We start from the raw sequence: 25447 nt of genomic DNA on the forward strand, positions 1-25447 counted from the left end.
CGACGAGGTGAGCCAGGGATGAGTACGGTGACTGACGCGGCAAGCGAGCCGACGACGGCCGCGGTGACCGACGAGGTGAGCCAGGGATGAGTACGACCGTCGCCGCCACCACCGACGAGGCCGTGGCCGGGATCCAGGACGGCTCCACCGTCCTGGTCGGCGGCTTCGGCCTGGCCGGAATGCCCTTCGACCTGATCGACGCGCTCATCCGGCAGGGCGCCGGCGACCTGACCGTTGTCTCCAACAACGCCGGGAACGGCGACGTGGGCCTGGCCGCCCTGCTCAAGGCGGGCCGGGTGCGCAAGGTGATCTGCTCGTTCCCGCGGCAGAGCGACTCGTACGTCTTCGACGACCTGTACCGGTCCGGGCGCATCGAGCTGGAGGTCGTGCCGCAGGGCACGCTCGCCGAGCGGATGCGTGCCGCCGGGGCCGGGATCGGCGCCTTCTACAGTCCCGTCGGGGTCGGCACCCCGCTCGCCGAGGGCAAGGAGACGCGGGAGATCGACGGGCGGGTCCACGTCCTGGAGTACCCGATCAAGGGCGATGTCGCGCTGATCTCCGCCCACCGCGCGGACACCATGGGCAACCTCGTCTACCGCAAGACCGCCCGCAACTTCGGGCCCGTGATGGCCACGGCCGCCACCACGGTGATCGCCCAGGTCACCGAGATCGTCCCGGCCGGGGAGATCGACCCGGAGACCGTGGTGACGCCCGGCATCTTCGTCGACCGACTCGTACGGGCCGAGGCCCGCCGCCTCACCGTGGAAGGGGCCCGCTGATGACGACCGCCCTTGGAACGTCCCCCGTACTGGAGCGGGCCGACCGCGCCCCGCTCACCACCGACGAGCTGGCGGCCCGGATCGCCCGGGACATCCCCGCCGGTTCCTACGTCAACCTCGGGATCGGCCAGCCGACCCGGATCGCCGAGTACCTCCCGGCCGACGCCGGGATCGTGCTGCACACCGAGAACGGCATGCTCGGCATGGGCCCGGCGGCGGTGGGCGACGAGATCGACCCCGACCTGACCAACGCCGGGAAGGTCCCGGTCACCGAGCTGCCCGGGGCGGCGTACTTCCACCACGCCGACTCGTTCGCCATGATGCGCGGCGGCCATCTCGACGTGTGCGTGCTGGGCGCCTTCCAGGTCTCCTTCCGCGGCGACCTCGCCAACTGGCACACCGGGGACCCGGACGCCATCCCCGCCGTCGGCGGCGCGATGGACCTGGCGGTCGGGGCGCGGCGGGTGCTGGTGATGATGAAGCTGTTCGCCCGCGACGGCTCCCCCAAGCTGGTGCCCGAGTGCACCTACCCGCTCACCGGCACGTCCTGTGTGCACCTGGTCTTCACCGACCACGGCATCTTCGAGCCCGGCCCGGAGGGACTGCGGGTGCACGAGACGTACGGCATCACCGTGGCGGAACTGGAGCGGCGCCTCGGTGTCGCCCTGGTCGGTTGAATTCTTTACGGCCTGACAGGTGGCCGTCCGTCGTGTACGGACGGCGCGCACGGGTGCGTTAGGCTCCCCGGCATGGCTAACCTCCGGCAGCAGCAGAAGCAGATGACCCGCCGACTGCTGCTGGAGTCGGGGCTCGACCTGTTCACCACCAAGGGCTACGCGGCCACCAAGGTCGACGACATCGCCTCCGCCGCGGGCACCACCCGGGTCACCTTCTACGCCTACTTCCCCTCTCGCAGCGACCTGATGAAGGCACTCATCGACGAGCGCCTCAACGAGGTGCTGCAACGGGAGCGCTCACCGGAGCACGGCTCCACGGCCCTGGATCTGGTCGCCACCGTGGCCGACGGGACGCGCGAGGCGATCCTCGCCTGGCTGCGGGGCACCGCCGACAACTGGCCGCAGGTCCGGCCCATCATCCGGGTCGCCCGGGACGCCGCCGCGGTCGACCCGGAGCTGCGCGACCTGGTGGACCGCTGGATGGAGGAGGCCATCAGCGACATCGAGGACGGCCTGACCCGCGCCGGCCGCCTCGAACCCCACCAACGCCGCTTCCGCGGTGTCCTGGCCATGGCCGAGCTGGACTACGTCGCCCAGCACTGGGGCGACGCCGACTGGAAGCTCGACCGCGCGCAGATGCTCGCCGAGCTGGCCACGAGCTGGGTCCGGCTGCTCACCTGACCCGCCCGCTCACCGCTCGGCCGCCGCGTCCCGCAGCAGTTCCCGCAGCCAGTCGGCGAACTGCCGGTCCGCGAGCCGCGGGTTCCACACCATGTCGATGCCGAGTCCGGGCAGCGGGAACGGGAACTCCTCGATCCGCAGCTCGGCGAGGGCGCGCATGGTGGCCGCGACCCGGTACCGCAGCAGGGCGACGCCGCCGGCCCGGGCCACGTGGAAGGGCACCAGCAGGAAGTCGGAGACCCGCAGCCCGACGCGGTACGGGATGCCCTCGTCCTCCAGCACCGAGTACGGGAAGACCCGCCGCTCGGTGTCCACGATCACGTGCGGCTGGCCGGTGAGCAGGTCCAGGGCGCTCGCCTCCGGCGGGGTGTCCGGCGAGGCGACCACCACGACGCGGTCGTCGTAGAGCCGTTCGCGCGGGTACGGCGAGTAGTGCCCCTCGGAGATCAGCACGACATCGACGCCGCCCTCGGTGAACGTCGGCTCGCTCGGCACGGTGATCGTCCTGATCCGCAGCGTGGCGCGAGGGGCGCGTTCGGTGACCAGCCGGGTCAGCCGGGGGCCGACGACGAAGGCGGTGCTGTTGGTCATGGCGACCGTGATGACGCGGCGGTCGGTGGCCGGGTCGAAGGAGGGGAAGTCGACGATCTGCGCGGTGCGTTGCAGCACGTCGCGCAAGGGGGTGATCAGTTCCAGCGCGCGGGGGGTGAGGGTGACGCCGGCGCCCTGCCGTACGACGAGCTCGTCGCCGAGGAGGCGGCGCATCCGGGTCAGGGCGTGGCTCATGGCGGGCTGCGAGAGACCGACGCGTTCGGCGGCCCGGGTCACGGACCGCTCCTCCAGCAGGGCGAGGAGGGGCACCAGCAGGTTGAGGTTGACCGACGCGAGCCGGTCCAGTCCCGAGGCACCGGGGGCGCCCTCCTCGCCGTTCATGGCGCTCACCCTATGCGGCGGCCCGGCTCAGTCGGCGCAACCGGGGGATGGGGATGCGGTAGTCCAGGGCGACGGCCGTGGTGCCGCCGTCCTCCTGGCACCAGGTCATCAGCGCGGGCCCGTCCGGCCCGCCGTCCACGTACTCCGGCTCCCCGTCGGCGGGCAGGTGCCCGACGGCCTTGAGGGTCCGGCCGAACTGCTCGGTCCAGAAGTACGGCCGGAAGGCGAGCGGCGGGGCGTCGGCGCCGTGCACCAGCGCCCGCGCGGCAACCTTCGCCTGGTCGATGGCGCTGCTCCACAGCGGCACCCGGCGCCTGCCCCGCGAGGTCGGGAACACCGCGAGGTCGCCGACGGCCGCGATGCCGGGCCGCGCGAGACCGCGCTCGTCGACCGGGACCGCCCCGTCGACGACCAGTCCGGTGCCGTGCAGCCACTCGGTGTTCGGGACGTCCCCGACGGCGCTGAGCAGGACCTCCGCCCCCAGCTCGGCGCCCTCGGCGAGGACCACACGGGCGTCGCCGGGCGTCCCCTCGATCCGCGCCGCCCCGGTCTCCACCACGGTGAGCCCCTTCTCGCGGCCCGCGGCGGTGAGGACCCGGGCGAGATACGGGCCGAGCTGCGCGGCCAGCGGCTCGCCCTGCGAGACGAGCGTGACCCGGCAGCCCGAGGCCAGACAGCCCGAGGCGATCTCCATCCCGAGCGGCCCCCCACCGACGACCAGTACCGAGGGCCGGTCCGCCAGGCGGCGGCGCAGCTCCAGGGCGTCGTCGAGCCCGCGCAGGGTCACCTCGTCGGGCAGCGCGGACAGCCGCCGGGCGCGCGAGCCGGTGGCCAGTACGACACCGTCGTACGGCAGTGCCGTGCCGTCGTCCAGCGTGACCAGGCGCCGGTCCGTGTCGAGGCCGGTCGCGCGCACGCCGAGCAGTTCCGTCGCCCCATGGGTGGCGGGCGGCAGGGTGTGCGCGGCGCCGTCGTCGTCGCCGTCCAGCAGCAGCGCCTTGGAGAGGGCGGGGCGGCTGTACGCCGGGTGGCGTTCGTCGCCGACGACGGTCAGCTCGCCGTCGAAGCCGGCCTCGCGCAGGGTGTCGGCGGCGGTGATCCCGGCGATGCCGTTGCCCACGACGACGACCCGGCGCAGGGCGGCGGCGCTCATGCGACCCTCAGCGCGGCGACCGGGCAGACGCGGGCGGCGGCCCGGGCGAGCGCGGCGTCCGGCCCGTCGACCTCCTCCCGGTCCAGGACCAGCTCGCCCTCGTCGTCGAGGTGCATCAGCCGCGGTGCGGCCTCCTCGCACAGGCCGTGACCCTCGCAGCGGGGACGGTCGAGAACGATCCTCATGCGGGGATCACCTCCAGGACGGGGAGCGAGTCGATGCTCCGGGTGATGTTGGCGGGGACGCGGACCTCGGGGCCGACGACAAGACGGTCGACGCGCCGGGACAGCGCCTGGATCACGGCGTGGGCCTCCAGGCGGGCAAGTCCCTGGCCCGCGCAGCCGTGGGGGCCGTAGCCGAAGGACAGGTGGTCGACCGGGTTGCGGTCGATGAGGAAGGTGTCGGGGTCGTCGTAGTGGCGCGGGTCGTGGTTCCCGGCGCCGAGCAGCACCGCGATCTGGGCCCCCTTGGGCACGGTGACGCCCTCGATCTCCACGTCGCGGGTGGCGATCCGGCCCCACACGTTGACGGGCGGCCAGAAGCGCAGCACCTCGTTGAACGCGGCGGCGGCCAGGGCGGGTTCGTCGCGGACCCGGCGGAACTGCTCGGGGTGCGCGGCGAACAGGGCGACCACGTTGCCGATGGCGGCGATCGTGGTGTCGACGCCGGCGCCCAGGTACTGGTGGATGATGTGCCCGGCCGAGCCCTCCGGGATCGCGCCGCGGGCCTCGGCGTCGAAGATGCCGCGCCCGACGGAGCCCTCGGCCAGGTCCTCGGCCTTCACTTGGGAGCACCAGGCGTACAGCTCGCCGGCGATCGGGAAGCTCTCGGCGGTGCGCCGGTTCATCGGGCCGAGGACCTGCATGGCGGCCTGGCCCCAGCGCAGCATGTTGGCGCGGACGTGCCCGGTGAAGCCGATCAGGTCGGCGACGACCTGGAGCGGGAAGGCGCGGGCGAGCGCGTCGACGGCCTCGAAGGTGCCCTGCTCGACGAGGTCGGCGACCAACGCGTCGGCCTTCATCTCGACGCGGCCCTTCAGACCGCGCAGGGCGCGCGGGGAGAGGTTCTCGGTGAGGGTGGCGCGCAGCTGGGTGTGCACGGGCGGGTCGGAGGCCAGCGAGGTGCCGGTCAGGGCCTGGTTGGCGGCCGGGTTGAAGGCGATCGACGTCGAGGAGAAGGACTCCCAGTCGGCGAGCGCGTCCCGGATGACGTCGTAGCGGGTGAGGGCGTAGGCGTCGGTCTTCGGCAGGTGGACGACGGGGGCCGTCTCGCGCAGCTCGGCGTGGAAGGGCAGCGGGTCGAGGAGGACCTCGTCGGCGAAGAGATCGAGGTCGGAGGTGGGTGGGGTGCTCATGCCCTCAGTGAAGGGGCCGCCGCCGCATCCATCAAATGAATGATTCGCATGGCTCGGCATGAATCAGATGCATGTCCGGCGCCTTTCCTTGCCCGTATTGCTCTGACCTCCGCCGATTCCACAACCAGCAATCCATTGTTTTTTCGTGGTGTTCGTTTCATTGACGCGATGTAAAGCGAATGGCTACCGTGACGGTCAGGCACGGGGTGCACCGCCGCACCCCACCGGACACGTGAGGCAGACATGAGCGTGAACAGCACCACCGTGAACACCGTCCTCGGGCCGGTGCCGGCCGACGAGCTGGGCGTCGTCTCGGTCCACGAGGCGCTGCTGTCGGTGCTCCCGGGTGCCGAGCACGCCTTCGACATCACCCTCGACCGCGCCGGGATCTTCGAGACGCTCGCCGCCAAGCTCCGCGACTTCCGCGCCCACGGCGGCGGCACGATCGTCGACAGCACCGGCATGTTCCACGGCCGCGACCTGCCCCTGTACGAGGCCCTGTCCCGCGCCACCGGCGTGCACATCGTCGCCTCCACCGGCCAGGGACCCGAGGAACTGCTCGGCGGCTACTTCCTCACCCCGCAGACCAACCCGCCCACCCCCTGGCCCGCCGAGAAGTTCGCCGACCTGTTCACCCGGGAGATCACCGAGGGCATGGTCGTGCCGCGCGTCGAGCGCCGCCGCCCCGCCGGACTGGTCACCACCGCCGTCAGCCGCGACGGCATGACCGCCACCGACGAGAGCCTGCTGCGCGGCGCCGCCCGCGCCGCCCTCGCCACCGGCACCGCCGTCTCCTTGCGGTACGGCGACGACGCGGCGGGCGAGCTGGACATCGTCCGCGACGAGAAGCTCCCCGCCGACCGGATCGCCGTCGGCGGACTGGACCGCAAGGAGGCCGTCGACGCCGGCGGCCCCGAGAAGATCGCCGCCCGCGGCTCGTACGTCGTCCTCGACCACGTCGGCACCGAGGACGCCGAGCACCTCACCGACGACGACCGCGCCGACCTCGTCGCCGATCTCGTACGCGCCGGGTACGCCGACCGGATTCTGCTCTCGGTCGGCGCGACCGGCGTCGCCAAGGGGCACCCCGCCAACGACCTGCCGTACAGCCATCTGCTGACCGCCTTCGTGCCGCTGCTGACCGGCCGGGGCGTCGGCGGCGCGGACCTCGACCGCATCCTCCGCGCCAACCCGCGCGACCTGCTCGCGGTGCGCTGAGCACTCCCGGACCCCGCGGCCGGACCCGCGCGCCGCGCCCGCCCCGAACGACCGTCAAGAACTTCCCGAAGGTGAGTGTGTTGTGTCGCGAGTGAACACCGTCCTGGGGCCGGTCCCCGCCGAGGAACTGGGCTTCGTGGCGATCCACGAGCACATCGGCTACGGCATGCCCGGCTCCGAACTGGACACGCGGTGGTGGAAGACGCCCGAGCAGCGCTACCAGGAGACCGTCCCGAAGCTGCGCCGCTACCACGAGCTGGGCGGCCGCACCTTCGTCGACGCCACCGGCATCTGCAACGGCCGCGACGTCGACTACTACAAGTCGCTGTCCGCCAAGACCGGCGTGCACATCGTCGCCTGCACCGGCTTCGTCGGCGGCGACACCGCCCTGCCGTTCTTCGCCCGCGCCGATGTCGACTATCTGACCCGGCAGTTCGTGCACGAGATCACCGTCGGCATCGGTGACACCGGCAGCCTCGCCGGGGTCATCAAGGTCGGGGTGAGCCGGGGCGGGCGGATGACCAACCTCGACAAGCGGATCTACCGGGCCGCCGCCCGCGCGGCCCTCACCACGGGCGTGCCGATCCTCACCCACCTCGCGATCGACGCCGAGAACGCCGTCGCCATCTTCGAGGAGGAGGGACTGCCCCTGGACCGCGTCCTGTTCGGGCACGTCGACGACGGCGTCAACGCCGAGAAGACCCGCGACGTCTGGCTCGCCGAGAAGGGCGGCCGGATCGGCTTCGACACCTTCGGCTACGAGACCGAACTGCCCGACCCGCCCTTCTGGGCCCGCCCCCGCAAGGAGCGCCTGGACCACTTCCTGCGCTTCCTCGACGGCGGCCGGCGCCTGAAGCAGGTCCTCGCCTCCGCCGACGCCAACTGCTCACCGCTCGGCTGGCCCGGTGTCAAGGGCCACACCGTCAACTACCTCTTCGACGACCTCGTACCCGACCTGCGCGACGCCGGTCTGGACGAGGCCGCCATCCGGACGATCTTCGTCGACAACCCCGCCGACTTCCTGACCCTCCAGAAGTAAAGCGAGACCCACCATGCAGTCCTCGGAGCTGAAGAACCTGCGCGTCGCGATCGTCGGCGCGGGATACGGCGGCGCGGCCGCGGCCAAGGCCCTCAGCCTGCTCGGCGCCCAGGTCACCGCCTACGAGCAGGCAGGCGCCATCCGCGAGGTCGGCGCCGGAATCGGCCTGCGCCCGGCCACCATGAACCGGTTCCGCCAGTGGGGCATCTTCGACGCCATCGCCAAGGTGACCTCGCCCAGCGAGTACTTCGAGATCCTCACCGCCACCGGCGACCCGATCATGAAGGAGCCCTGGCCCGCCGACGGCGAGCAGACCCACACCCACCTCATCCACCGCGGCGACTTCATCGAGGCCCTGCTCGGCGTGCTCCCCGAGGGCATGGTGCGCCTCGGCCACCGCCTGGAGCGGGTCGAGGACAAGGGCGACACGTCCGTGCTCACCTTCGCCAACGGCACCACCGCCGAGGCGGACCTGGTCGTCGGCGCCGACGGCATCAAGTCGGTCGTACGGCAGCAGCTGTTCAGCGACAAGGGCCCCGTCTTCTCCGGCGAGCACGCCTACCGCGCCGTCATCTCCATCGACGACGCGCACGGCATGGTCACCGACGACAACCTGCGCATGTACATCGGCCGCGGCACCAAGATCTACCTGCTGCCGCTGCGCCACCGCGGCCAGGTCTCCTTCGACATCACCGCCCTGTGCCCGGACCCCACCTGGAACCCGCAGGTCACCAAGGAGGACATGCTCCGCACGGTGCAGGGCTTCGACGAGCGGCTGGTGGAGATCACCCGCGGCCTCGACATGGCCGACGTCAACATCCGCGCCGTCTACGACATCGACCCGGTCGACACCTGGCACTCCGACTCCGCCGTCCTGGTCGGCGACGCCGCCCACTCGATGCTCCACCACCAGGGCCAGGGCGCCAACTCCGCCATCGAGGACGCCGGCGCGCTCGCCGACGCCCTGCGCGAGGCCACCTCCGTGAAGGAGGCCCTCGCCCTCTACCAGGCCGCCCGCAAGCCGGTCACCGACAAGCTCCAGGCCATCTCCCGGCAGGGCTGGAGCGAGGACGAGATCAACGAGGTCTTCCCCGGCCAGAAGCCCGGCAGCACCGCGTACGCGGAGAAGTGAGAACGCCATGCCGCTGCACCCCGAGATCGCCAAGGTGCTGGCCGGACTCCCGGCCCCGCCGCCCGGGCCGCTCGAGCCGGCCGCGATGCGCGCCGCCGAAGAGGCCGACGTGCCCCCGGCCGAGGAACGCCTGCCGCTGCACACGGTGGAGGACCTGACCGCGGACACCGACGCCGGTGACGTGCCGGTGCGCGTCTACACGCCCACCGACGCCGAACAGCACGGCCTGCTCGTCTACTTCCACGGCGGCGCCTTCTTCCTCGGCAGCCTGGAGACCCACGACCACATCGCCCGCGCGCTGGCGAAGGAGACCGGTCTGAAGGTCGTCTCCGTCGGCTACCGCCGCGCCCCCGAGGCCGCCTACCCCGCCGGGCTCGACGACTGCTACGCCGTCACCCGGTGGGTGGCCGGGCACGGCGAGAAGCTGGGCTGGGACGGCGCCACCCTCGCCGTGGCGGGCGACAGCTCCGGCGGCACCTTCGCCGCCGCGGTCGCCGCCCGCGCCCACGACGACGGCTTCGACCGCATCACCCACCAGATCCTCTACTACCCCTCGCTCGACCTGGACTTCGACGAGGACCGCTACCCCTCGCTGCGGGAGAACGCGGTCGGCTACGGCCTGGAGACGGCAGGGCTGAGGCCGTTCAACTCCTTCTACCTGAACAGCGGCGCCGACCCGGGCGACCCCCTGGTCTCCCCGATCAAGCGGACGGACCTCACCGGCCTCCCGCCCGCCCTGATCGTCACCGCCGAGTACGACCCGCTGCGCGACGAGGGCGAGCTGTACGGACGCCGGCTGCGCGAGGCCGGGGTGCGCGCCACCGTCAGCCGCTACTCCGGCGCCGGGCACGGGTTCGTCCAGCACTTCTCCTGGCTCCCGGCCTACCAGCGGGTCTACGCCGAGACCCGCGAGTTCCTCGGCCGAAGCTGAACCCCTTTGCCGTACACGGAAAGCAAGGTCATGACAGACGAGGTCGCCGTTCACCCCCTGGTCTCGCCCTGGGGCCGGTTCGGGCTGTACAGCTTCTACATCGACGCACCCGCACCGGCGATCGTCGACACCGGGATCGCCTCCTCGCCCGCCGAGGGCATGGCGCCCGCGCTGGAGGCGCTCGGCCGCCGGATCGAGGACGTGCGCTGGATCCTCCTGACGCACGGTCACATCGACCACATCGGCGGGGCGTACGACCTGTGGGAGCGCACCGGGCGCCGGGCCGACGTGGTCATCCACGAGGCGGACGCGCCCATGCTGCGCTCCCGGCAGGCGCACGTGGACGAGTACCGCGCCGGGCGCGGCCGGTATCTGCGCGACCCCGAGGGCGAGGCCAAGGTGGCGGCGGCGACCGAGGCCGTCATCTCCGGCGAGATGGAGCCCTCCCTGCTGGTCAAGGGCGGGGAGAGCATCGACCTCGGCGGCGGCACCACCCTGTCCGTGCACGCGATCCCCGGGCACACGCCCGGCTCGGTCGCCTACGTCCTCGACCGGCAGCGCGCGGCCTTCGTCGGCGACGCCGTCCAGGTGCACGGCGCCGCCAACGGCTTCCCCGGCTTCACCGACCCGGACGCCTACCGGGCGGGCCTGACCCACCTGCGCGACGAGGTACGCCCGCGCCGCCTCTACCTCGGGCACCCCTACCGGCGGGCCGACGGCACCCCGTACGGCGTCGAACTCGACGAGGTGGAGGCGAAGGAGGCCCTCGACCAGAGCCTCGCCGCCGAGCAGCGCGTCGCGGCGGCGGCCTGCCGGTGTCTGGAGGCGGGACTGACGCAGACGGACTCCCCGTACTCGCCGTTCGCCCCCGCCGCCGACGAACTCGGCTACACCGGCGACCCGACCCTCGAACCGTCACCGTTCTTCACCTCGATGCACGCCTACCGCACGCGCGCCCGCACCGCGTAACACAGGAGCACCCCCACCATGACCGACCAGCACACCGTCCAGGCGGGCACGCAGACCATCGCCGTCCGCAAGGACCTCCGCGTGCCGATGCGCGACGGCATCACCCTGGCCGCCGACACCTACAGCGCCGTCGACGACACCCCGCGCCCCGCGCTCGTCGCCCTGAGCCCCTACGGCAAGGAGCTCCAGGCCCTCGCCCTGACCACGCCCCCGCAGCGCCGGCCGAGCCCCATGTGGGACGGCTGCATCGAGGCGGGCGACATCGCGCGCGTGGTGAAGGAGGGCTACGTCCACGTCATCGGCGACCTGCGCGGCTCCGGCGCCTCCGAGGGCGAGCACATCGGCAACTACAACGCCGGGGGAGTGCCGCTCGGGCAGGACGCCTACGACTTCATCGAGTGGGTCGCGGCCCAGCCCTGGTGCGACGGCAACGTCGGCATGATCGGCATCTCCTACTTCGGTTCGATGCAGGTGCTGGCGGCGGCCGAACGCCCGCCGTCCCTCAAGGCGATCTTCGTCAGCGGCGGGCACTACGACTTCTACGAGACGACGTACCACGGCGGCGTCATGTGGTTCATGCCGCGCGCCGCCCGCGAGGGCCGGGGCGGCGACTCCGGCTGGGCGTTCACCGACGGCGTCAAGTCCCGGATGCTGGAGACCTATTCGCCCGAGGAGATCAAGAAGCGGGTCGAGGAGCGGCTGAAGGACCCGGACGTGGCCGCCTGGCCGAACCTGGTCCACGTCCTCAACTACCCGAAGAACCACGAGGCCTGGTTCGACATCGTGATGAACGAGGTCGACGGCGAGTGGTACGAGGAGCGCAACCCCATCACCCTCGCGCCGAACATCGACATCCCCGTCTGGCTCCAGATCGACCAGGGCCGCGGCTGGACGATGGACGGCACGATCGAGCTGTTCAGGGCGCTGAAGGGGCCGAAGAAGCTGGACATCGGCCCGTACCCGCCCATGCAGTCGCGCCCCTTCATAGAGGAGCACGACAAGATGTTCCGCTGGTACGAGTACTGGCTGAAGGGCATCGACAACGGGGTCATGGACGAGCCCGCGGTCACGGTCCATGTCGAGGGCTCACGGCAGACCGTCACCGGCTCCCAATGGCCCCCGAAGGACGTCGAGTTCCGCTCCCTCTACTTCCGCCCGCTCCGCAAGCTGTCCTTCGAACCGGAGCTGATGGGCGCCGAGTTCGCCGCACCGGACGGCTTCTACCAGGCGCCGCTGACGGTGACGGACAAGGTGGAGATCCTCAGCTGGAGCACGGAGCCGTTCACCGAGCCGACGGAGCTGATCGGTCAGGGCGCGGCGCACCTCTTCGCCGAGATCGACCAGCCGGACACCAACTTCATCCTGCGCCTGTGGGACGAGGCCCCCGGCGGCAGGCGTCAGCTCATCACGACGGCGTACCTGAAGGCCTCGCACCGGGAGCTGGACGGGTCCCGCACGACGGAGGGCGACCCGTACCACCCGCACACGCGGGCGGTGCCGGTGGAACCGGGGAAGATCGAGGAATACGTCCTGCGCGTCTACCCGTTCGCGGCGACGTTCCTCCCGGGGCACCGGCTGGTCGCCGAGCTGTCCAACGACGAGCCGCTGGCCGACGAGCACAACGCCCTGCTGCCCCCGGACGCCTTCCACCTGCCGGTGGGCCGCCCGGTGACCCACAAGATCTACCGGGACGCTCTGCACCCGTCCCGGCTGGTGCTGCCGTTCACGGTGGCGGCATCGGAGTGACGCACCCGGGAGGGCCCTGGAACTTCCTGTGAATCCGCCGTCCCGGCCGGGAGCTGTGTCCATTTCGCCCCTTCTCGGCCGGGTGGGCTCCCAGAAACCTCCCAGGATCTCCCCGGAGCCGGTCAGAGACGGCTGACAGCGTCGGGCGCACCGCGAATCCCGACCTGACTTGGAGCCCTCTGCCGTGGCGACGTTCCTCTCCCGGCTGGGCCGGTTCTCCTTCCGGAGGCACCGGCTGGTCGCAATGCTGTGGCTGGTCCTGCTCGCAGGGGCGGGGGTGCTGGCCGCGCGCGCCCCCGCCGCGCCGCCGAACGACTTCTCCATGCCCGGCACGGAGGCCCAGCGCACCTACGACCTGCTCGACGAGAGCTTCCCCGAGCTGCACGCCGACGGCGCCACCGCCCGGGTGGTCTTCCGCGCCGAGCACGGCAAGGTCACCGATCCGGCGGCGCGCGAGGCGATCGGCGGGACGGTCCGGGCCCTCGCCGACGACCCGCAGGTCGCGCGGGTCACCGACCCGTTCACCGCCCGTACCGTGAGCGAGGACGGCTCCACCGCCTACGCCCAGGTCTCCTACGCGGTGTCCGCGGCCGAACTCGACGAGGACTCCCGCACCGCGCTGCTGGACACCGTCGAGGCGGCCGGCTCGCCGGAACTGACCGTGGAGGCGGGCGGCAACGCCGTGCAGGGACTGACCGCCGGTCACTCCTCGGAGGCCATCGGCCTCGCCGTCGCCGCCGTGGTTCTCCTGCTCACCTTCGGCTCCCTGCTCGCCGCCGGTCTGCCGCTGCTGACGGCGGTCCTCGGCGTCGGCATCGGCGCGCTGACCATCCGTGTCCTGGCCGAGCCGCTGGGCCTCGGCGCCACCACGACCAGCCTCGCCGTGATGATCGGGCTGGCCGTGGGCATCGACTACGCCCTCTTCGTCGTCTCCCGCTACCGCTCCGAACTCGCCCGCGGCCGGGGCCGCGAGGAGGCGGCCGCGCATGCCGCGGGCACCGCCGGGTCGGCCGTCGTGTTCGCCGGGCTCACCGTGGTCATCGCGCTCGCCGGACTGGGTGTCGTGGGCATCCCGATGCTGACGCAGATGGGCCTCGCCGCGGCCGGTACGGTCGTGATCGCCGTCCTCATCGCCGTCACCCTGATCCCCGCCCTGCTCGGCCTCTGCGGCCGCCGTATCGGACCGGCCCGGCCCCCTCGCCGCGAACGGACACAACTCGGCGTGCGCTGGGCCCGGTTCGTCGTACGCCGCCCGGTGGCGATCCTGCTCGGCGGCACCGCGCTGCTCGGCGCGGTCGCGGTACCGGCCGCGGCCCTGGAGCTGGGCCTGCCCGGCGACGACAGCCTGCCCGTCTCCGCCACCCAGCGCCGGGCCTACGACCTGATCGCCGAGGGGTTCGGCCCCGGCCACAACGGCCCCCTCACCGTGGTCGTCCGCACCGACGACGGCTCCGGCGCCGAACCGGCCGCCGAGGACCTCGCCGGGCGCATCGCCGGACGCGAGGACGTGACCTCCGTGGCTCCGCCCCGGCTGAGCCCTTCCGGTGACACCGCCGTACTGACCGTCGTACCCGAGGCGTCCCCCAGCAGCACCGACACCGCGGATCTCGTACACGCCCTGCGCGAACCGGAGTTGGCCCGGGACGCCGAGGTGTTCGTCGGCGGGACGACCGCCATGAACGTGGACGTCTCGCAGAAGCTGTCGGACGCGCTCGTGCCGTACCTGGCCCTGGTGGTCGGGCTGGCGTTCGTGCTGCTGATCGCCGTCTTCCGCTCGCTGCTCGTCCCGCTCAAGGCGGCGCTCGGCTTCCTGCTGTCGGTACTGGCCGGGCTCGGCGCGGTGGTCGCCGTCTTCCAGTGGGGCTGGCTGGGGTCCGTGCTCGGGGTCACGGAACCGGGGCCGGTGGTGTCGATCATGCCGATCTTCATGGTCGGTGTCGTCTTCGGCCTCGCCATGGACTACGAGGTGTTCCTGGTGACCCGGATGCGTGAGGCGTACGTCCACGGGCAGTCGCCGAAGGATGCCGTGATCAGCGGGTTCGAGCACAGCGGGCGGGTGGTGACCGCCGCCGCGGTGATCATGATCTCGGTGTTCGCCGCGTTCCTGGGCTCCGAGGAGCAGATCCTCAGGACCATCGGGTTCGGGCTCGCCGCCGCCGTCCTGCTGGACGCGTTCGTGGTCCGGATGACGCTCGTTCCCGCCGTCCTCGCCCTCCTGGGCCACGCCGCCTGGCGGCTGCCCCGACGGCTCGACCGGTTCGTGCCCGACCTCGACGTCGAGGGCGAACGGCTGGACCGGCGAGCGGTCGTCGAGCCGTCCGTCGAGACGAGCGGCGCCGAGCCCGTCGGCAAGTGACCACCGTCGGCCAGTGCCCGCCGGTCGGCCAGTGCCCGCCCGTCGCCTAGTGACCACCGGTCGGCTACGGCCCGCCGGTCGGCAAGTGACCACCCGTCGCTCAGTGACTACCCGTCGGCCAGCGACCACCCGTCGGCCAGCGCCCGCCGGTCGGCCAACGTCCGCCGGTCGGCCAGCGCCGACTGGCTGGCAAGTGGCCACCCGTCGGCAAGCGACCACCCATCGGCCAGCCCATCGGTCGGCCAGCGCCCACCGGTCGGCAAGTGACCACCCGTCGCTCAGCAACCACCCGTCGGCCGGTGCCCCCCCGTCGACCAGTGCCCCCCCAGAGGAGACCGCCCATGTCCCCACCCGCGCACGCCGTGCGGCGCCACGTCCTCGACGGCGCCCTTGCCGCGCTGGCCGCCCTCGCCGTCATGGCCGCCACCGCCTGGGCGGCCCTGGCGCTGCTCGGCGCCGACTCCGTCGCCCCGCTGTCCCGGCTGGTCCCGGTGCTGGTGTGCCTGGCCGTGGGCGGCGGCGTCACGCTGGAGTCCAGCGGCGGTGAACTGCCCCTCACGCTCTCCGGGGACGCGGCGCTGACACCCCTCGGCCTCACCTTCCTGGGTACGGCCGTCCTGGTGACCGTGTTCTTCCGGCCCCTGCGCCGCCGGGCGCGGCCCACTCCGGCGATGCTCTGGGCCCGGACCGGCGGCGCGTTGACCACCGCGGCCGTGGCCCTCCCGGTGTGCGCGGCACTGGCGCGGGGCACGGCCGGGCTGCCGGAGAGCGTGCGCGAGAGGATCGGCGACGGGGGCGGCTCGGGCCGGTTCGGCGGCGGGCGCCTGACCGAAGGGCTGGACACGGTGACGTACCGGACCGATGTCCTCCTCACCTCGCTCCTCGGCCTGCTCGGCGTGGCCGCCGTCCTCGCGGTCGGCTGCCTCGCCGCCCGCCGCACCGCACTCCCGCACCCTCTCGCCCTGGGCGGGCTCCGGACGAAGTGGCACCCCGTCCTGTCCGCCCTGACGGGCACCGCGACCGTCCTGTGCTGCGCCGCCCTGGCCGTCGGTGTCCTGGCCGGGGCCCGGGACGCGAGGGCGGCCGGTGTCCTGCTGCTCGCCGGTCCCAACCTGCTCGCCGTCCTGCTCACCTCGGGCACGGGCACCTCCTGGGAGGCGGGAGTACGGCGGCTGCGACCGGACGGCGGCGGGCTGCTCGGCATGATGCCGGGCCCGACGGGCGAGGACCGGACCGTCGACCTGGGGCGCTGGGCGGGCGCGGGCCTGCCCCTGTGGCTGCTCGGACTCCTGCTCATCCTGCTGCTGCTCACGGCTGCCGGATACGTCGCCGCCGCCCGCGCCCCGCGCCGGGACCCCGGCGCCCTCCTCGACCCCCACACGGACACCGCCCTGCGCATGGGCATCGCGGTCGGTGTCATGACCTTCGTGCTCCCGTACCTCGCACGCGGCTCGCTGCACATCGGCGTCGTCCTCATGGGCAGCGAACTGGGCGGCCTCGACGCGGGCCTCACCAGCGCCCCCCGCCTCTCCGCGCTCACCGCCTTCGTCGCCGCCGCCCTCGCCTCGTACGGCGGCAGCCGCCTGCGCGCACGGTTCCGCCCGGCGCCCCCGCCCGCCTCCCGGCGCCGTGCCGCACGTCCGGTCCGGTCCCCCGAGGGGGTGTGATCTCCTGAGAGACATGGCGGCACCGACACCCACCCCGCGCACCACGGACCACCTGCTCGTCGTGGACGACGAACCCACCGTCCGAGAACTGCTGCGCACCGCCCTGCGCTACGCCGGTTTCGCCGTCGACGCCGCCGCCACCGGCCAGGAGGCCCTGGACCTGGCCGCCCGGCAGACCCCGGACCTCGTCCTGCTCGACGTGATGCTCCCGGACATGGACGGCTTCGAGGTGATCCGGCGGCTGCGCGCCCAGCCCCGCACGGCACTGCCCGGACGCGGCGGCGACGTACCGGTCCTCTTCGTCACCGCGCGCGAGGACCGCCAGGACCGGGTGCACGGACTGACCCTGGGCGGCGACGACTACGTCACCAAACCCTTCGACCTGGAGGAACTGATCGCCCGGATCCACGCCGTGCTGCGCCGCACCCGGGGCGAGCAGCCGGTCCGGCTCACCGTCGGCGACCTCCAGCTCGAACCCGACAGCCACCACGTCAGCCGCGCGGGGCGGACCGTGAAGCTGTCGCCGACCGAGTTCCGCCTGCTGCACTTCCTGGTCGCCAACGCCGGACGCACCATGACCAAGAACCAGATCCTCGACAGCGTGTGGGAGTACGACTTCGGCGGCGACCCCAGCATCGTCGACACCTACATCAGCTATCTGCGCCGCAAGGTCGACACCGAGGAGCCCAAGCTCATCCACACCATCCGCGGCATCGGCTACGTCGTCCGCGAGCCCCGGCCGTGAGGCCCCGCCCGTTCGAGCGGCTGTCCCTGCGCACCCGGCTGCTGTGCCTGTCGGTCGCCCTGGTCGCCGTCGGCCTGATCGGCACCGGCCTGCTCGTCACCACCGCCCTGCACGGCTATCTGCAGGACCGGGTCGACGACCGGCTCGCCGTCACCGGGCAGATCGCGTCCCGGCTGACCCCGCCCTCCGGCACCGACAGCCCGCCCCGCGTGCGCGCGCTCACCGTGCTCGGCGACACCACGGTGACGTACCTCGACGCCGACGGCACCGTCCGCCGCACCTTCGACGCCGACCACGCCACCCCCGGCAGCGGCCCCGACCTGCCCCGCCTCGACCGCACGGCCGTCGCCGCCCGGGACGGGCGGCCCTTCACCGTGCCGGACCGCGACGGCGAGCACAGCTGGCGGGTCGTCGCCCTGCCCCGGTCCGCCGAGGTCTTCCCGCCGGACCCCGCCGGGACCGGCGGCTCCGTCGTCGCGGCCACCTCGATGGAGGAGGTCGACCGCACGATCACCAAGACCCGGAACCTCTCCCTGACCGCGGGGGTCGTCCTGCTCGCGGTCCTGGGCGTGGCCGGCTGGTTCGCGGTCCGCTCCGGACTGCGCCCGCTGACCCGGATCGAGGAGACCGCCACCGCGATCACCTCCGGCGACTACTCCCACCGCGTCCCCGAAGTGACCGGCCCCCACACCGAGGTCGGCCGGCTGACCGCCTGCCTGAACCAGATGCTCGACCGCATCGACACGGCCTTCCGGGCCCGCACCGAGGCCGAGGCGAGGACCCGCCGCTTCTTCGCCGACGCCAGCCACGAACTGCGCACCCCGCTCGTCGGCATCAAGGGGTACACCGATCTGTACCGGATGGGCGCCATGCCCACCCGCGAGGACATCGACCGGACGATGACCCGGATCGCCGAGGAGTCCGAACGCCTCACCCGGCTCGTCGAGGAGATGTTCCTGCTCGCCCGCCTGGACGAGAAGGGCGAGCCGGACGCCGGACCCGCCTTCGCCCTCGACCTCGCCCCGATGGACCTGCGCACCCTGGCCGCCGACGCCCTGCGCGACGTACGCGCCCTGGACGCGACCCGCGAGGTCGCCCTCACCGGCCCCGGAGGCGGTAAACCCGCCTCCGCCCCCGCCCACGCCGACGAGGCGAGACTCCGCCAGGTCGTCATCAACCTCATCGGCAACGCCGTCGCCCACACCCCGCCCGGCACCCCGATCCGGATCGGCGTCGGCACCGAGGGCTCCGACGCCGTACTGGAGGTCGCCGACCGGGGCCCGGGCCTGACCGACGCCGAGCGCGACCGGGTCTTCGACCGCTTCTACCGCGCCGACGACTCCCGCGCCCGCGCCACCGGCGGCTCCGGTCTCGGCCTCGCCATCGCGCACGCCCTGGTCACCGCGCACGGCGGCCGTATCACCCTGGACACCGCGCCCGGCCGGGGCTGCGTCTTCCGCATCCTGCTGCCGCCGCCGGACAAGACGTAGGAGCGGTCCCCGGTAGAGTTGACGGCCGGTGCGGGCCCGACGGCCCGCTTCCCCGCCGGGGCCGACGCAGCCCCCGGCGACTCCCCGATCCCCGCGGGGGACAGGCATGCCCCGGCGTCCCTCGCTCCTCCCTGTACGCCCCGGCCCGCCGTCCGTGGTGTGCCCGAGCACGACAGGTCTCCGTCTCCTTGTCCTCCGCAGCCCCCTCCCCGTCCCCCGCCGCGCGTCTGCGCGGTGCGATGCCCGACTGGATCTCCGACCCGAAGGTCTGGCGCACCGAGGTGCTCGCCGGTCTCGTCGTCGCCCTGGCGCTGATCCCCGAGGCGATCTCGTTCTCGATCATCGCGGGGGTCGACCCGGCGATCGGTCTGTTCGCCTCGTTCACCATGGCCGTGACGATCGCGGTCGTCGGGGGGCGGCGGGCGATGATCTCCGCGGCGACCGGCGCGGTGGCGCTGGTGATCGCGCCGCTGAACCGGGAGCACGGCTTCGGCTACCTGGTCGCCGCGGTGATCCTGGCCGGGGTCTTCCAGATCGTGCTCGGCGCCCTCGGAGTGGCGCGGCTGATGCGGTTCGTGCCGCGCAGCGTGATGGTCGGCTTCGTCAACTCGCTCGCCATCCTCATCTTCCTGGCCCAGGTGCCGGAGATGCGGGACGTGCCGTGGCCGGTCTACCCGCTGGTCCTCGCCGGTCTGGCGCTGATGGTGCTCTTCCCGAAGGTCACCACCGTCGTCCCGGCGCCGCTGGTCTCCATCGTGATCCTCACCGTGATCACCGTCGCGGCCGGGATCGCGGTGCCGACCGTCGGCGACAAGGGCGAGCTGCCGTCCGCGCTGCCCGTGCCGGGGCTGCCGGACGTGCCGTTCACACTGGACACGCTGACCACGATCGCCCCGTACGCCTTCGCGATGGCGCTGGTCGGTCTGATGGAGTCGCTGATGACGGCCAAGCTGGTCGACGAGATCACCGACACCCACTCCAACAAGACCCGTGAGTCGGTCGGCCAGGGCGTCGCCAACATCGTCACCGGCTTCTTCGGCGGCATGGGCGGCTGCGCCATGATCGGCCAGACGATGATCAACGTGAAGGTGTCCGGCGCCCGCACCCGGCTGTCCACCTTCCTCGCCGGTGCCTTCCTGATGGTGCTGTGCATCGTCTTCGGGCCGGTCGTCTCCGACATCCCGATGGCCGCGCTGGTCGCCGTGATGGTGATGGTGTCGTGGGCGACCTTCGACTGGCACTCCGTCGCGCCGAGGACGCTGCGCCGGATGCCCGCCGGGGAGATCACCGTCATGGTGGTCACCGTCGTCTGCGTGGTCGCCACCCACAACCTCGCCATCGGTGTCGTCGTCGGCACGGTCACCGCGATGGTCGTCTTCGCCAAGCGGGTCGCCCACCTCGCGGAGGTCACCGCCGTACTCGACCCGGACGGCACGACGGTCGTCTACCGGGTCACCGGAGAGCTGTTCTTCGCCTCCTCCAACGACCTCGTGGGGCAGTTCGACTACGCGGGCGACCCGGAGAAGGTGATCATCGACCTCGGTGCCGCGCACATCTGGGACGCCTCCTCCGTCGCCGCGCTCGACGCGATCGAGACCAAGTACGCCCAGCGCGGCAAGACCGTCGAGATCACCGGCCTCAACACACCGAGCGCCGACCTCCACAAGCGGCTCAGCGGGGAGCTGACGGCCGGTCACTGAACCGGTGTCCGCCCCCGTTGTCAGTGGTGCCCGCTACTTTGTGCACCACTGGAGATCGGCCGCACCGGCCGACCGGGCCGTTGGGGAGGGGTGTGCTGTGTCCGCTGCACAGGCACAACAGTCGGGGAACACCACGTATCTGGAGCTGTCCCAGGAGGGCGGCGGCGCCCACAAGTTCTACGAGGTGACCGTCGCCGGCACCACCGTCTCCGTGCGCTACGGCCGGATCGGCGCCGACGGACAGTGCCAGACCTCGACCTTCCCGAACCCGGAGAAGGCGAAGGCCGCCGCCGCGAAGAAGATCGCCGAGAAGGTGCGCAAGGGGTACGCGCCCGCCGTGCGGGGACAGCGCGCGGCCCGCCCCGTGACCCGCCGTCAGGTGACCTCCGCGCCCTCCACGGCTCGCGCCAAGGCCCCGGTGCTGTGGCGGTTCCGCACCGGAGCCAGCGCGTTCGGCATCCACGTGGACGACGAGCGCTGCTGGGTCGGCAACCAGAACGGCGACGTCTACAACCTCGGTCACGACGGCGAGGTACTGGCCCGCTACTCCCTGCCCGACGGCGTCAAGTGCCTGGTGGCCGACGACTTCTGGATCTACGCCGGCTGCGACGACGGCAGCGTCTACGACCTGTCGGCCAAGGTGCCCTTCGCCGCCTACGACATCGCCGCCTCGGTGGACATCTTCTGGCTCGACATCCACGCGGGCGTGCTGCACGTCGCCGACCGCGACGGCGGACTGACGGTCATCGACCACGAGGACGAACTCCAGTGGTCGCGCAACTCCTCCGGCGAACAGGCCTGGATGGTGCGCGCCGACGACCGCGCCGTCTACCACGGCCACAGTCGAGGCGTCACCGCCTACGCCGCCGACGGCACCACCCAGCTCTGGCACACCGCCACCAGCGGCAACGTCCTGTTCGGCTGGCAGGAGCAGCACGCCGTCTACGCCGGGACCGGGCGCCGCGTCGTCCAGCGGCTCGCCAAGAGCACGGGAGCCGTCGAGGCCACCTTCGCGTGCGACTCCGCCGTGTACTCCTGCGCCACCTCACCGGGCGGGCGGTACGTCTTCGCGGGCGACTCCGCCTCCTCCGTGTACTGCTTCGCCGCCGACGGCACCCGGCTGTGGAAGCTCGGTACGGGCTGCGGTTCGGCGCTGTCCATGCAGTACCACGACGAGCGGCTGTACATCGTCACCACCGACGGCACGCTCGCCTGCATCGACGCCAGTGAGGCCGCGATCAGCGCCGCGCAGTCGGGCACCGTCCCGGTCGCCGCCGACATCAAGCTGGCCGCCGCCCTGCCCACGTACGCGCCGCTGACCACCGCCTCCTCCGTGGCCACGGTCAGCGCGGCCCCCGCGCAGGGCAGCGGGGTCGTCGTGGAGTGTGTCGAGCAGGGCGGCCGGGTGCGGGTGCGGGTGGTCTCCGACGGCTACGAGCCGAGCTGGAACGTGCAGTTCCCGCGGGCGATACGCGAGCCCGGCGCCCGCTACGTCGTGGACTCCCTGCACTCCTCCCGGGGCGGTTTCTACCGGGTGCGCGGCGAGATCAGGCGCCTGGTGTGACGGACGCCGCGGCCTCGCGGATCGCGTCGGTGGCCTGGCTCAGCGCGACGCTCGCCGCGAGGACCGCGGGCCCGTCGGGGCCGCCCGTGCGCATCCCGGGTAAGTCCTGGGGCGGCGCGGTCATGTGCGGGCCCTTGACTCCGCGTAGGTCTTGGCGTGGCCGAGGGTGGCCCTGCTGTTGGTGCCGAGCGCGGTGCGCAGGAACACCCGCGCCTCGGGGACGCCCGCGTCCTCGCCGAGCACCGCCCGGATGCTGTCGGTGTTGACTACGACGGTGTGCTGCGAGGTGGCGGTGGTGACGCCCCGGTCGTCCTCGCTGAGCTGCCAGCACCCGGTGTGCAGGGCCATCAGCGCGGGCAGCGTGGTCTGCTTGTAGACGATGCGGTGGTGCGGGAAGCACACCCGGACCGACTCGGTGGTGTGCCGGGAGCCGTCCTTGGCCAGGGTGTCCATCCGCAGCACCTGCAGGCCCGGGGTCTCCTCGGTCAGCCGTACCTCGGCGACGTGCGGCAGCCGGTCCTTCCAGTGGCCCGCCTCGTTGAGGAAGTCGTACACGTCCTTGGCCGCGCCGTGGATCTCGACACTGTCCTCGAAGGACAGCGTCAGGTCCGGGGCGCCGGTGGCCCGTTCCACGCTGGTCTTCAGCGCGGCCAGCTCCGAGCGGCTGTTGCGGTCCACCGCCCGGTCGATCCACTCCAGTCCGGCCGGGTCGTCGTCGACGGCCCGATAGTCGTGCAGCAGCCGCAGCCGGGTGCGCCCCGCGGAGAGGGGCTCGGCGATCCAGGTACCGCCCATCGCGGCCACCGGCGGCGCCGACACCTCCTGGCGGAAGGAGATCCGCAGCGCCTCGGGGTCCAGGACCCGGCGGGAGGTCCAGCTCTTCGCGGAGCCGTTGGCGGTGGCCCAGATCCGGATCCGCTCCTCGTTTCCGCTCTGCTCCACCCGCTCCACGAGAACGGACGGCGGGAAGACCAGCGGCCAGTTCTCCACCTCGGCGATCAGCCGGTACACCTCCGCCGCCGGGGCCTCGACGGTGATCTCGTGCTCAACCTCGCGTACGGTCATGATCGGTGTCACCTCTGGGAAGTCGGCGGTGCCTGTCAGAAGTTGCCGAGCCCGCCGCAGACATTGAGGGCCTGCGCGGTGATGGAGGCGGCGGTGTCGGTGACCAGATAGCCGACCAGCCCGGCGACCTCCTCGGGGGTGGAGTAGCGGCCGAGGGGGATCTTCGCCCGGAACTTCTCCAGGATCGTCTCCTCGCTGGTGTCGTAGGCCGCCGCGTACCCCGAGCGCACCCGCTGCGCCATGGGCGTCTCCACATAGCCGGGGCAGACCGCGTTGACGGTGATCCCGGTCGGGGCCAGCTCGTTGCCGAGCGCCTTGGTGAAGCCGACCACCCCGTGCTTGGACGCCGAGTAGGGGGCGCCGAGCACCACGCCCTGCTTCCCGGCGGTCGACGCGATGTTCACGATGCGGCCCCAGTCCTTGTGCCGCATCCCGCCCGTGTTCAGCACCTCACGCGTCATCAGGAACACGCTGGTGAGGTTGGTGGCGACGACGTCCAGCCACAGTTCGTCCGTGAGGTCCGCGGTGACCCCGCCGCCGCTGCGGCCCGCGTTGTTCACCAGCACGTCGACCGTGCCGTACCGCTCGACGGCCGCACTGACGAAGCGCCCGATGTCCTCCGGGGACCGCACGTCGCAGGTGCGGCCGTCCACGTCGAGGCCCTCGTCGCGCAGCTCCTTGACCGTACGCAGCACGCTGTCCTCGGTGCGGGCGCAGAGGAAGACCCGGTGACCGCGCTGTGCCAGCAGCCGGGTGGTGGCCAGACCGATCCCGCTGGTCGCGCCGGTCACCACGGCCGTCCGTGACTCCTGCTCCGACATACATCCTCCTGACGGTGCTCCGGAAGGCCCGAACGGAAGGGTTCGAACAACCCGGGGATGCTCACAGCCCCGCCTGGAACGGCACTTGAAGGGTTCTCAGGGCCCGGCCGCGGCCCTCCCGAGGCGGCAGCCGTGGTGCGGTGAATCGAGTTCACCTTGAGAGCCCGGTGCCAGTCTTCACCCTGGACGCGGAGGGCTCCGCGCAGCCGGGAAAGAGGGGGACGACACTCCATGACGGCCGGTCTGTTCCAGCGGATTCAGCAGTTCTACGCCCGCCAGATGCGGCTGCTCGACAACGGCGCCGTCGAGGAGTGGGCGGCGACCTTCACCGAGGACGGCGTTTTCGACCAGAACGTCGCCGAACCGCTGACCGGCCGCACGACCATCGCCGTCGCCGCCCAGAAGCGGGTGGACCAGCTCGTCGCCGAGGGCGTCACCCGCCGCCACTGGCTGGGCATGCTCGAAGTGGAACCGGAGGACGAGCACGGCGTCGTGCACACCCGGTACTACGCCTTCTCCCTGGCCACCGAGCGCGGCGGCAGTCCGCGGATCACCGCGAGCACCTACGCCGAGGACACCCTGGTCCGCCACGAGGACGGCTGGCTCGTGCGGTACCGGCACGTCACCCACGACGGCACGGACTGACCCGTACCCCACCGAGGAGGCACAGCCATGTCCACGCAGCGGGTCGCCCTGGTGACCGGTTCGACCTCCGGGATCGGCGCGGCGACCGCGAAGACCCTGGCCGCCGCTGGCTACCGGGTCGCGGTCAACTCCCGCAACTCGCCCAACGAGGGCAAGGAGCTCGCCGACTCCCTGCCCGGCGCGATCTACGTCCGGGGCGACATCGCGGTGGAGGAGCAGGCGGCACGGATCGTCGGCACGGTGGTGGAGCGGCTCGGCCGGCTCGACCTGCTGGTCAACAACGCGGGCGCCACCCGGCTCATCCCGCACGCCGACCTCGAAGCCGCCTCGCCCGCCGTCTGGCGCGAGATCCTGGACGTCAACGTGGTGGGCACCTGGCAGACGAGCGTGGCGGCCATGCCCCACCTCCGGGCGGACGGCGGCGGCGCCATCGTCAACATCTCCTCCGTCGCCGGGGTCAAGCCGACCGGCAGCTCGATCCCGTACGCCGTCAGCAAGGCCGCCGTCAACCACATGACGCGGCTGCTGGCCAATGTCGCCGGGCCGGAGGTGCGGGTCAACGCGGTCGCCCCCGGCCTCATCGACACCCCCTGGACCGCCGACTTCACCGGCCCCCGCGAGGCCGTCACGGCGGGCGCCCCGCTGCGCCGGATCGGCACGCCCGAGGACGTGGCGCAGGCGGTGCTGACGCTCGCCGAGGCCACGTACTCGACGGGTGTGGTGCTGCTGGTGGACGGCGGTGTCCACAACCTGTGACACGGCACGAGGGGAGGGGGGCCGCC

General features: G+C 72.4%; 24 protein-coding genes. 17 read left to right on the plus strand and 7 right to left on the minus strand.

Annotated features, from left to right (window positions below):
* The first annotated feature begins 86 nt into the window (after positions 1–86).
* The 3 genes from GA0115233_RS09680 to GA0115233_RS09690 all read left to right on the plus strand — a co-directional run bounded on the left by GA0115233_RS09680 (position 87) and on the right by GA0115233_RS09690 (position 2137).
* Entirely contained in the window at positions 87–779 is a 693-nt protein-coding gene (locus tag GA0115233_RS09680) for a 3-oxoacid CoA-transferase subunit A (protein ID WP_093719724.1), read from the plus strand.
* Complete coding sequence (locus GA0115233_RS09685) at positions 779–1456, plus strand: 3-oxoacid CoA-transferase subunit B (protein ID WP_093719725.1); 678 nt, start codon at positions 779–781, stop codon at positions 1454–1456. Before GA0115233_RS09680 ends, GA0115233_RS09685 begins: the two co-directional genes overlap by 1 nt.
* Positions 1457–1528: 72 nt before the next feature.
* Entirely contained in the window at positions 1529–2137 is a 609-nt protein-coding gene (locus GA0115233_RS09690; protein WP_093719726.1) for a TetR/AcrR family transcriptional regulator, read from the plus strand.
* 9 nt (positions 2138–2146) lie between these two features.
* Here the strand turns inward: GA0115233_RS09690 and GA0115233_RS09695 are convergent, their stop codons facing one another.
* The 4 genes from GA0115233_RS09695 to GA0115233_RS09710 are packed head-to-tail and all read right to left on the minus strand — an operon-like array spanning position 2147 to position 5577.
* Positions 2147–3070 carry a LysR family transcriptional regulator gene (locus tag GA0115233_RS09695; RefSeq protein WP_093719781.1) on the minus strand — a complete coding sequence of 308 codons (924 nt, stop codon included), beginning with the start codon at positions 3068–3070 and terminating at the stop codon, positions 2147–2149.
* Between the two features lie 10 nt (positions 3071–3080).
* Complete coding sequence (locus GA0115233_RS09700; RefSeq protein ID WP_093719727.1) at positions 3081–4223, minus strand: NAD(P)/FAD-dependent oxidoreductase; 1143 nt, start codon at positions 4221–4223, stop codon at positions 3081–3083.
* Entirely contained in the window at positions 4220–4408 is a 189-nt protein-coding gene (locus GA0115233_RS09705; protein ID WP_093719728.1) for a ferredoxin, read from the minus strand. The genes GA0115233_RS09700 and GA0115233_RS09705 overlap by 4 nt, the downstream gene beginning before the upstream one ends.
* Positions 4405–5577 (minus strand): cytochrome P450, encoded by a 1173-nt coding sequence (locus GA0115233_RS09710; RefSeq protein WP_093719729.1) that lies wholly within the window; start codon positions 5575–5577, stop codon positions 4405–4407. The genes GA0115233_RS09705 and GA0115233_RS09710 overlap by 4 nt, the downstream gene beginning before the upstream one ends.
* A 243-nt stretch (positions 5578–5820) precedes the next feature.
* Between GA0115233_RS09710 and GA0115233_RS09715 the strand changes: the two genes are divergently transcribed.
* The 12 genes from GA0115233_RS09715 to GA0115233_RS09770 all read left to right on the plus strand — a co-directional run bounded on the left by GA0115233_RS09715 (position 5821) and on the right by GA0115233_RS09770 (position 22134).
* Positions 5821–6795 carry a phosphotriesterase family protein gene (locus tag GA0115233_RS09715; RefSeq protein ID WP_093719730.1) on the plus strand — a complete coding sequence of 325 codons (975 nt, stop codon included), beginning with the start codon at positions 5821–5823 and terminating at the stop codon, positions 6793–6795.
* An 82-nt stretch (positions 6796–6877) separates the two neighbouring features.
* Positions 6878–7834 (plus strand): phosphotriesterase family protein, encoded by a 957-nt coding sequence (locus GA0115233_RS09720; RefSeq protein WP_093719731.1) that lies wholly within the window; start codon positions 6878–6880, stop codon positions 7832–7834.
* A gap of 13 nt (positions 7835–7847) precedes the next feature.
* The gene (locus tag GA0115233_RS09725) at positions 7848–8966 is read left to right on the plus strand and encodes an FAD-dependent oxidoreductase (protein WP_093719732.1); all 1119 of its coding nucleotides are present in this window, start codon (positions 7848–7850) and stop codon (positions 8964–8966) included.
* A 7-nt stretch (positions 8967–8973) separates the two neighbouring features.
* The gene (locus GA0115233_RS09730; protein ID WP_093719733.1) at positions 8974–9897 is read left to right on the plus strand and encodes an alpha/beta hydrolase; all 924 of its coding nucleotides are present in this window, start codon (positions 8974–8976) and stop codon (positions 9895–9897) included.
* 30 nt (positions 9898–9927) lie between these two features.
* Positions 9928–10866 carry an MBL fold metallo-hydrolase gene (locus GA0115233_RS09735; RefSeq protein ID WP_093719734.1) on the plus strand — a complete coding sequence of 313 codons (939 nt, stop codon included), beginning with the start codon at positions 9928–9930 and terminating at the stop codon, positions 10864–10866.
* A gap of 18 nt (positions 10867–10884) precedes the next feature.
* Positions 10885–12612, plus strand: a complete 1728-nt coding sequence (locus GA0115233_RS09740; RefSeq protein WP_093719735.1) for a CocE/NonD family hydrolase — start codon at positions 10885–10887, stop codon at positions 12610–12612.
* A gap of 184 nt (positions 12613–12796) precedes the next feature.
* Positions 12797–14968 (plus strand): MMPL family transporter, encoded by a 2172-nt coding sequence (locus GA0115233_RS09745; protein ID WP_093719736.1) that lies wholly within the window; start codon positions 12797–12799, stop codon positions 14966–14968.
* Positions 14969–15309: 341 nt separating this feature from the next.
* Positions 15310–16635: a streptophobe family protein gene (locus tag GA0115233_RS09750; protein ID WP_093719737.1), complete on the plus strand. Its 1326-nt coding sequence runs from the start codon at positions 15310–15312 to the stop codon at positions 16633–16635.
* Between the two features lie 13 nt (positions 16636–16648).
* Positions 16649–17380, plus strand: a complete 732-nt coding sequence (locus GA0115233_RS09755; RefSeq protein WP_093719738.1) for a response regulator transcription factor — start codon at positions 16649–16651, stop codon at positions 17378–17380.
* Positions 17377–18870, plus strand: coding sequence for a sensor histidine kinase (locus GA0115233_RS09760; protein WP_093719739.1), 1494 nt, complete (start codon positions 17377–17379; stop codon positions 18868–18870). Before GA0115233_RS09755 ends, GA0115233_RS09760 begins: the two co-directional genes overlap by 4 nt.
* Positions 18871–19109: 239 nt before the next feature.
* A complete protein-coding gene (locus tag GA0115233_RS09765) occupies positions 19110–20570 on the plus strand; it encodes a SulP family inorganic anion transporter (RefSeq protein ID WP_093719740.1) in 1461 nt (486 codons plus the stop codon).
* A 97-nt stretch (positions 20571–20667) separates the two neighbouring features.
* Positions 20668–22134: a WGR domain-containing protein gene (locus GA0115233_RS09770; protein WP_093719741.1), complete on the plus strand. Its 1467-nt coding sequence runs from the start codon at positions 20668–20670 to the stop codon at positions 22132–22134.
* Here the strand turns inward: GA0115233_RS09770 and GA0115233_RS40955 are convergent.
* Genes GA0115233_RS40955 through fabG form a run of 3 tightly spaced genes read right to left on the minus strand, consistent with a single transcriptional unit; the run spans position 22118 to position 24020 of the window.
* Entirely contained in the window at positions 22118–22258 is a 141-nt protein-coding gene (locus tag GA0115233_RS40955) for a hypothetical protein (RefSeq protein WP_176711704.1), read from the minus strand. The genes GA0115233_RS09770 and GA0115233_RS40955 overlap by 17 nt on opposite strands.
* A complete protein-coding gene (locus GA0115233_RS09775; RefSeq protein WP_093719742.1) occupies positions 22255–23199 on the minus strand; it encodes an aromatase/cyclase in 945 nt (314 codons plus the stop codon). The genes GA0115233_RS40955 and GA0115233_RS09775 overlap by 4 nt, the downstream gene beginning before the upstream one ends.
* A gap of 35 nt (positions 23200–23234) precedes the next feature.
* A complete protein-coding gene (gene fabG, locus GA0115233_RS09780; RefSeq protein WP_093719743.1) occupies positions 23235–24020 on the minus strand; it encodes a 3-oxoacyl-ACP reductase FabG in 786 nt (261 codons plus the stop codon).
* Between the two features lie 231 nt (positions 24021–24251).
* Between fabG and GA0115233_RS09785 the strand changes: the two genes are divergently transcribed.
* Positions 24252–24665, plus strand: coding sequence for a nuclear transport factor 2 family protein (locus GA0115233_RS09785; protein WP_093719744.1), 414 nt, complete (start codon positions 24252–24254; stop codon positions 24663–24665).
* A gap of 27 nt (positions 24666–24692) precedes the next feature.
* Complete coding sequence (locus tag GA0115233_RS09790; protein ID WP_093719745.1) at positions 24693–25421, plus strand: SDR family NAD(P)-dependent oxidoreductase; 729 nt, start codon at positions 24693–24695, stop codon at positions 25419–25421.
* Positions 25422–25447: the final 26 nt, after the last annotated feature.

This window comes from Streptomyces sp. DI166 (assembly GCF_900091315.1).
GTDB classification, from domain to species: domain Bacteria; phylum Actinomycetota; class Actinomycetes; order Streptomycetales; family Streptomycetaceae; genus Streptomyces; species Streptomyces fuscus.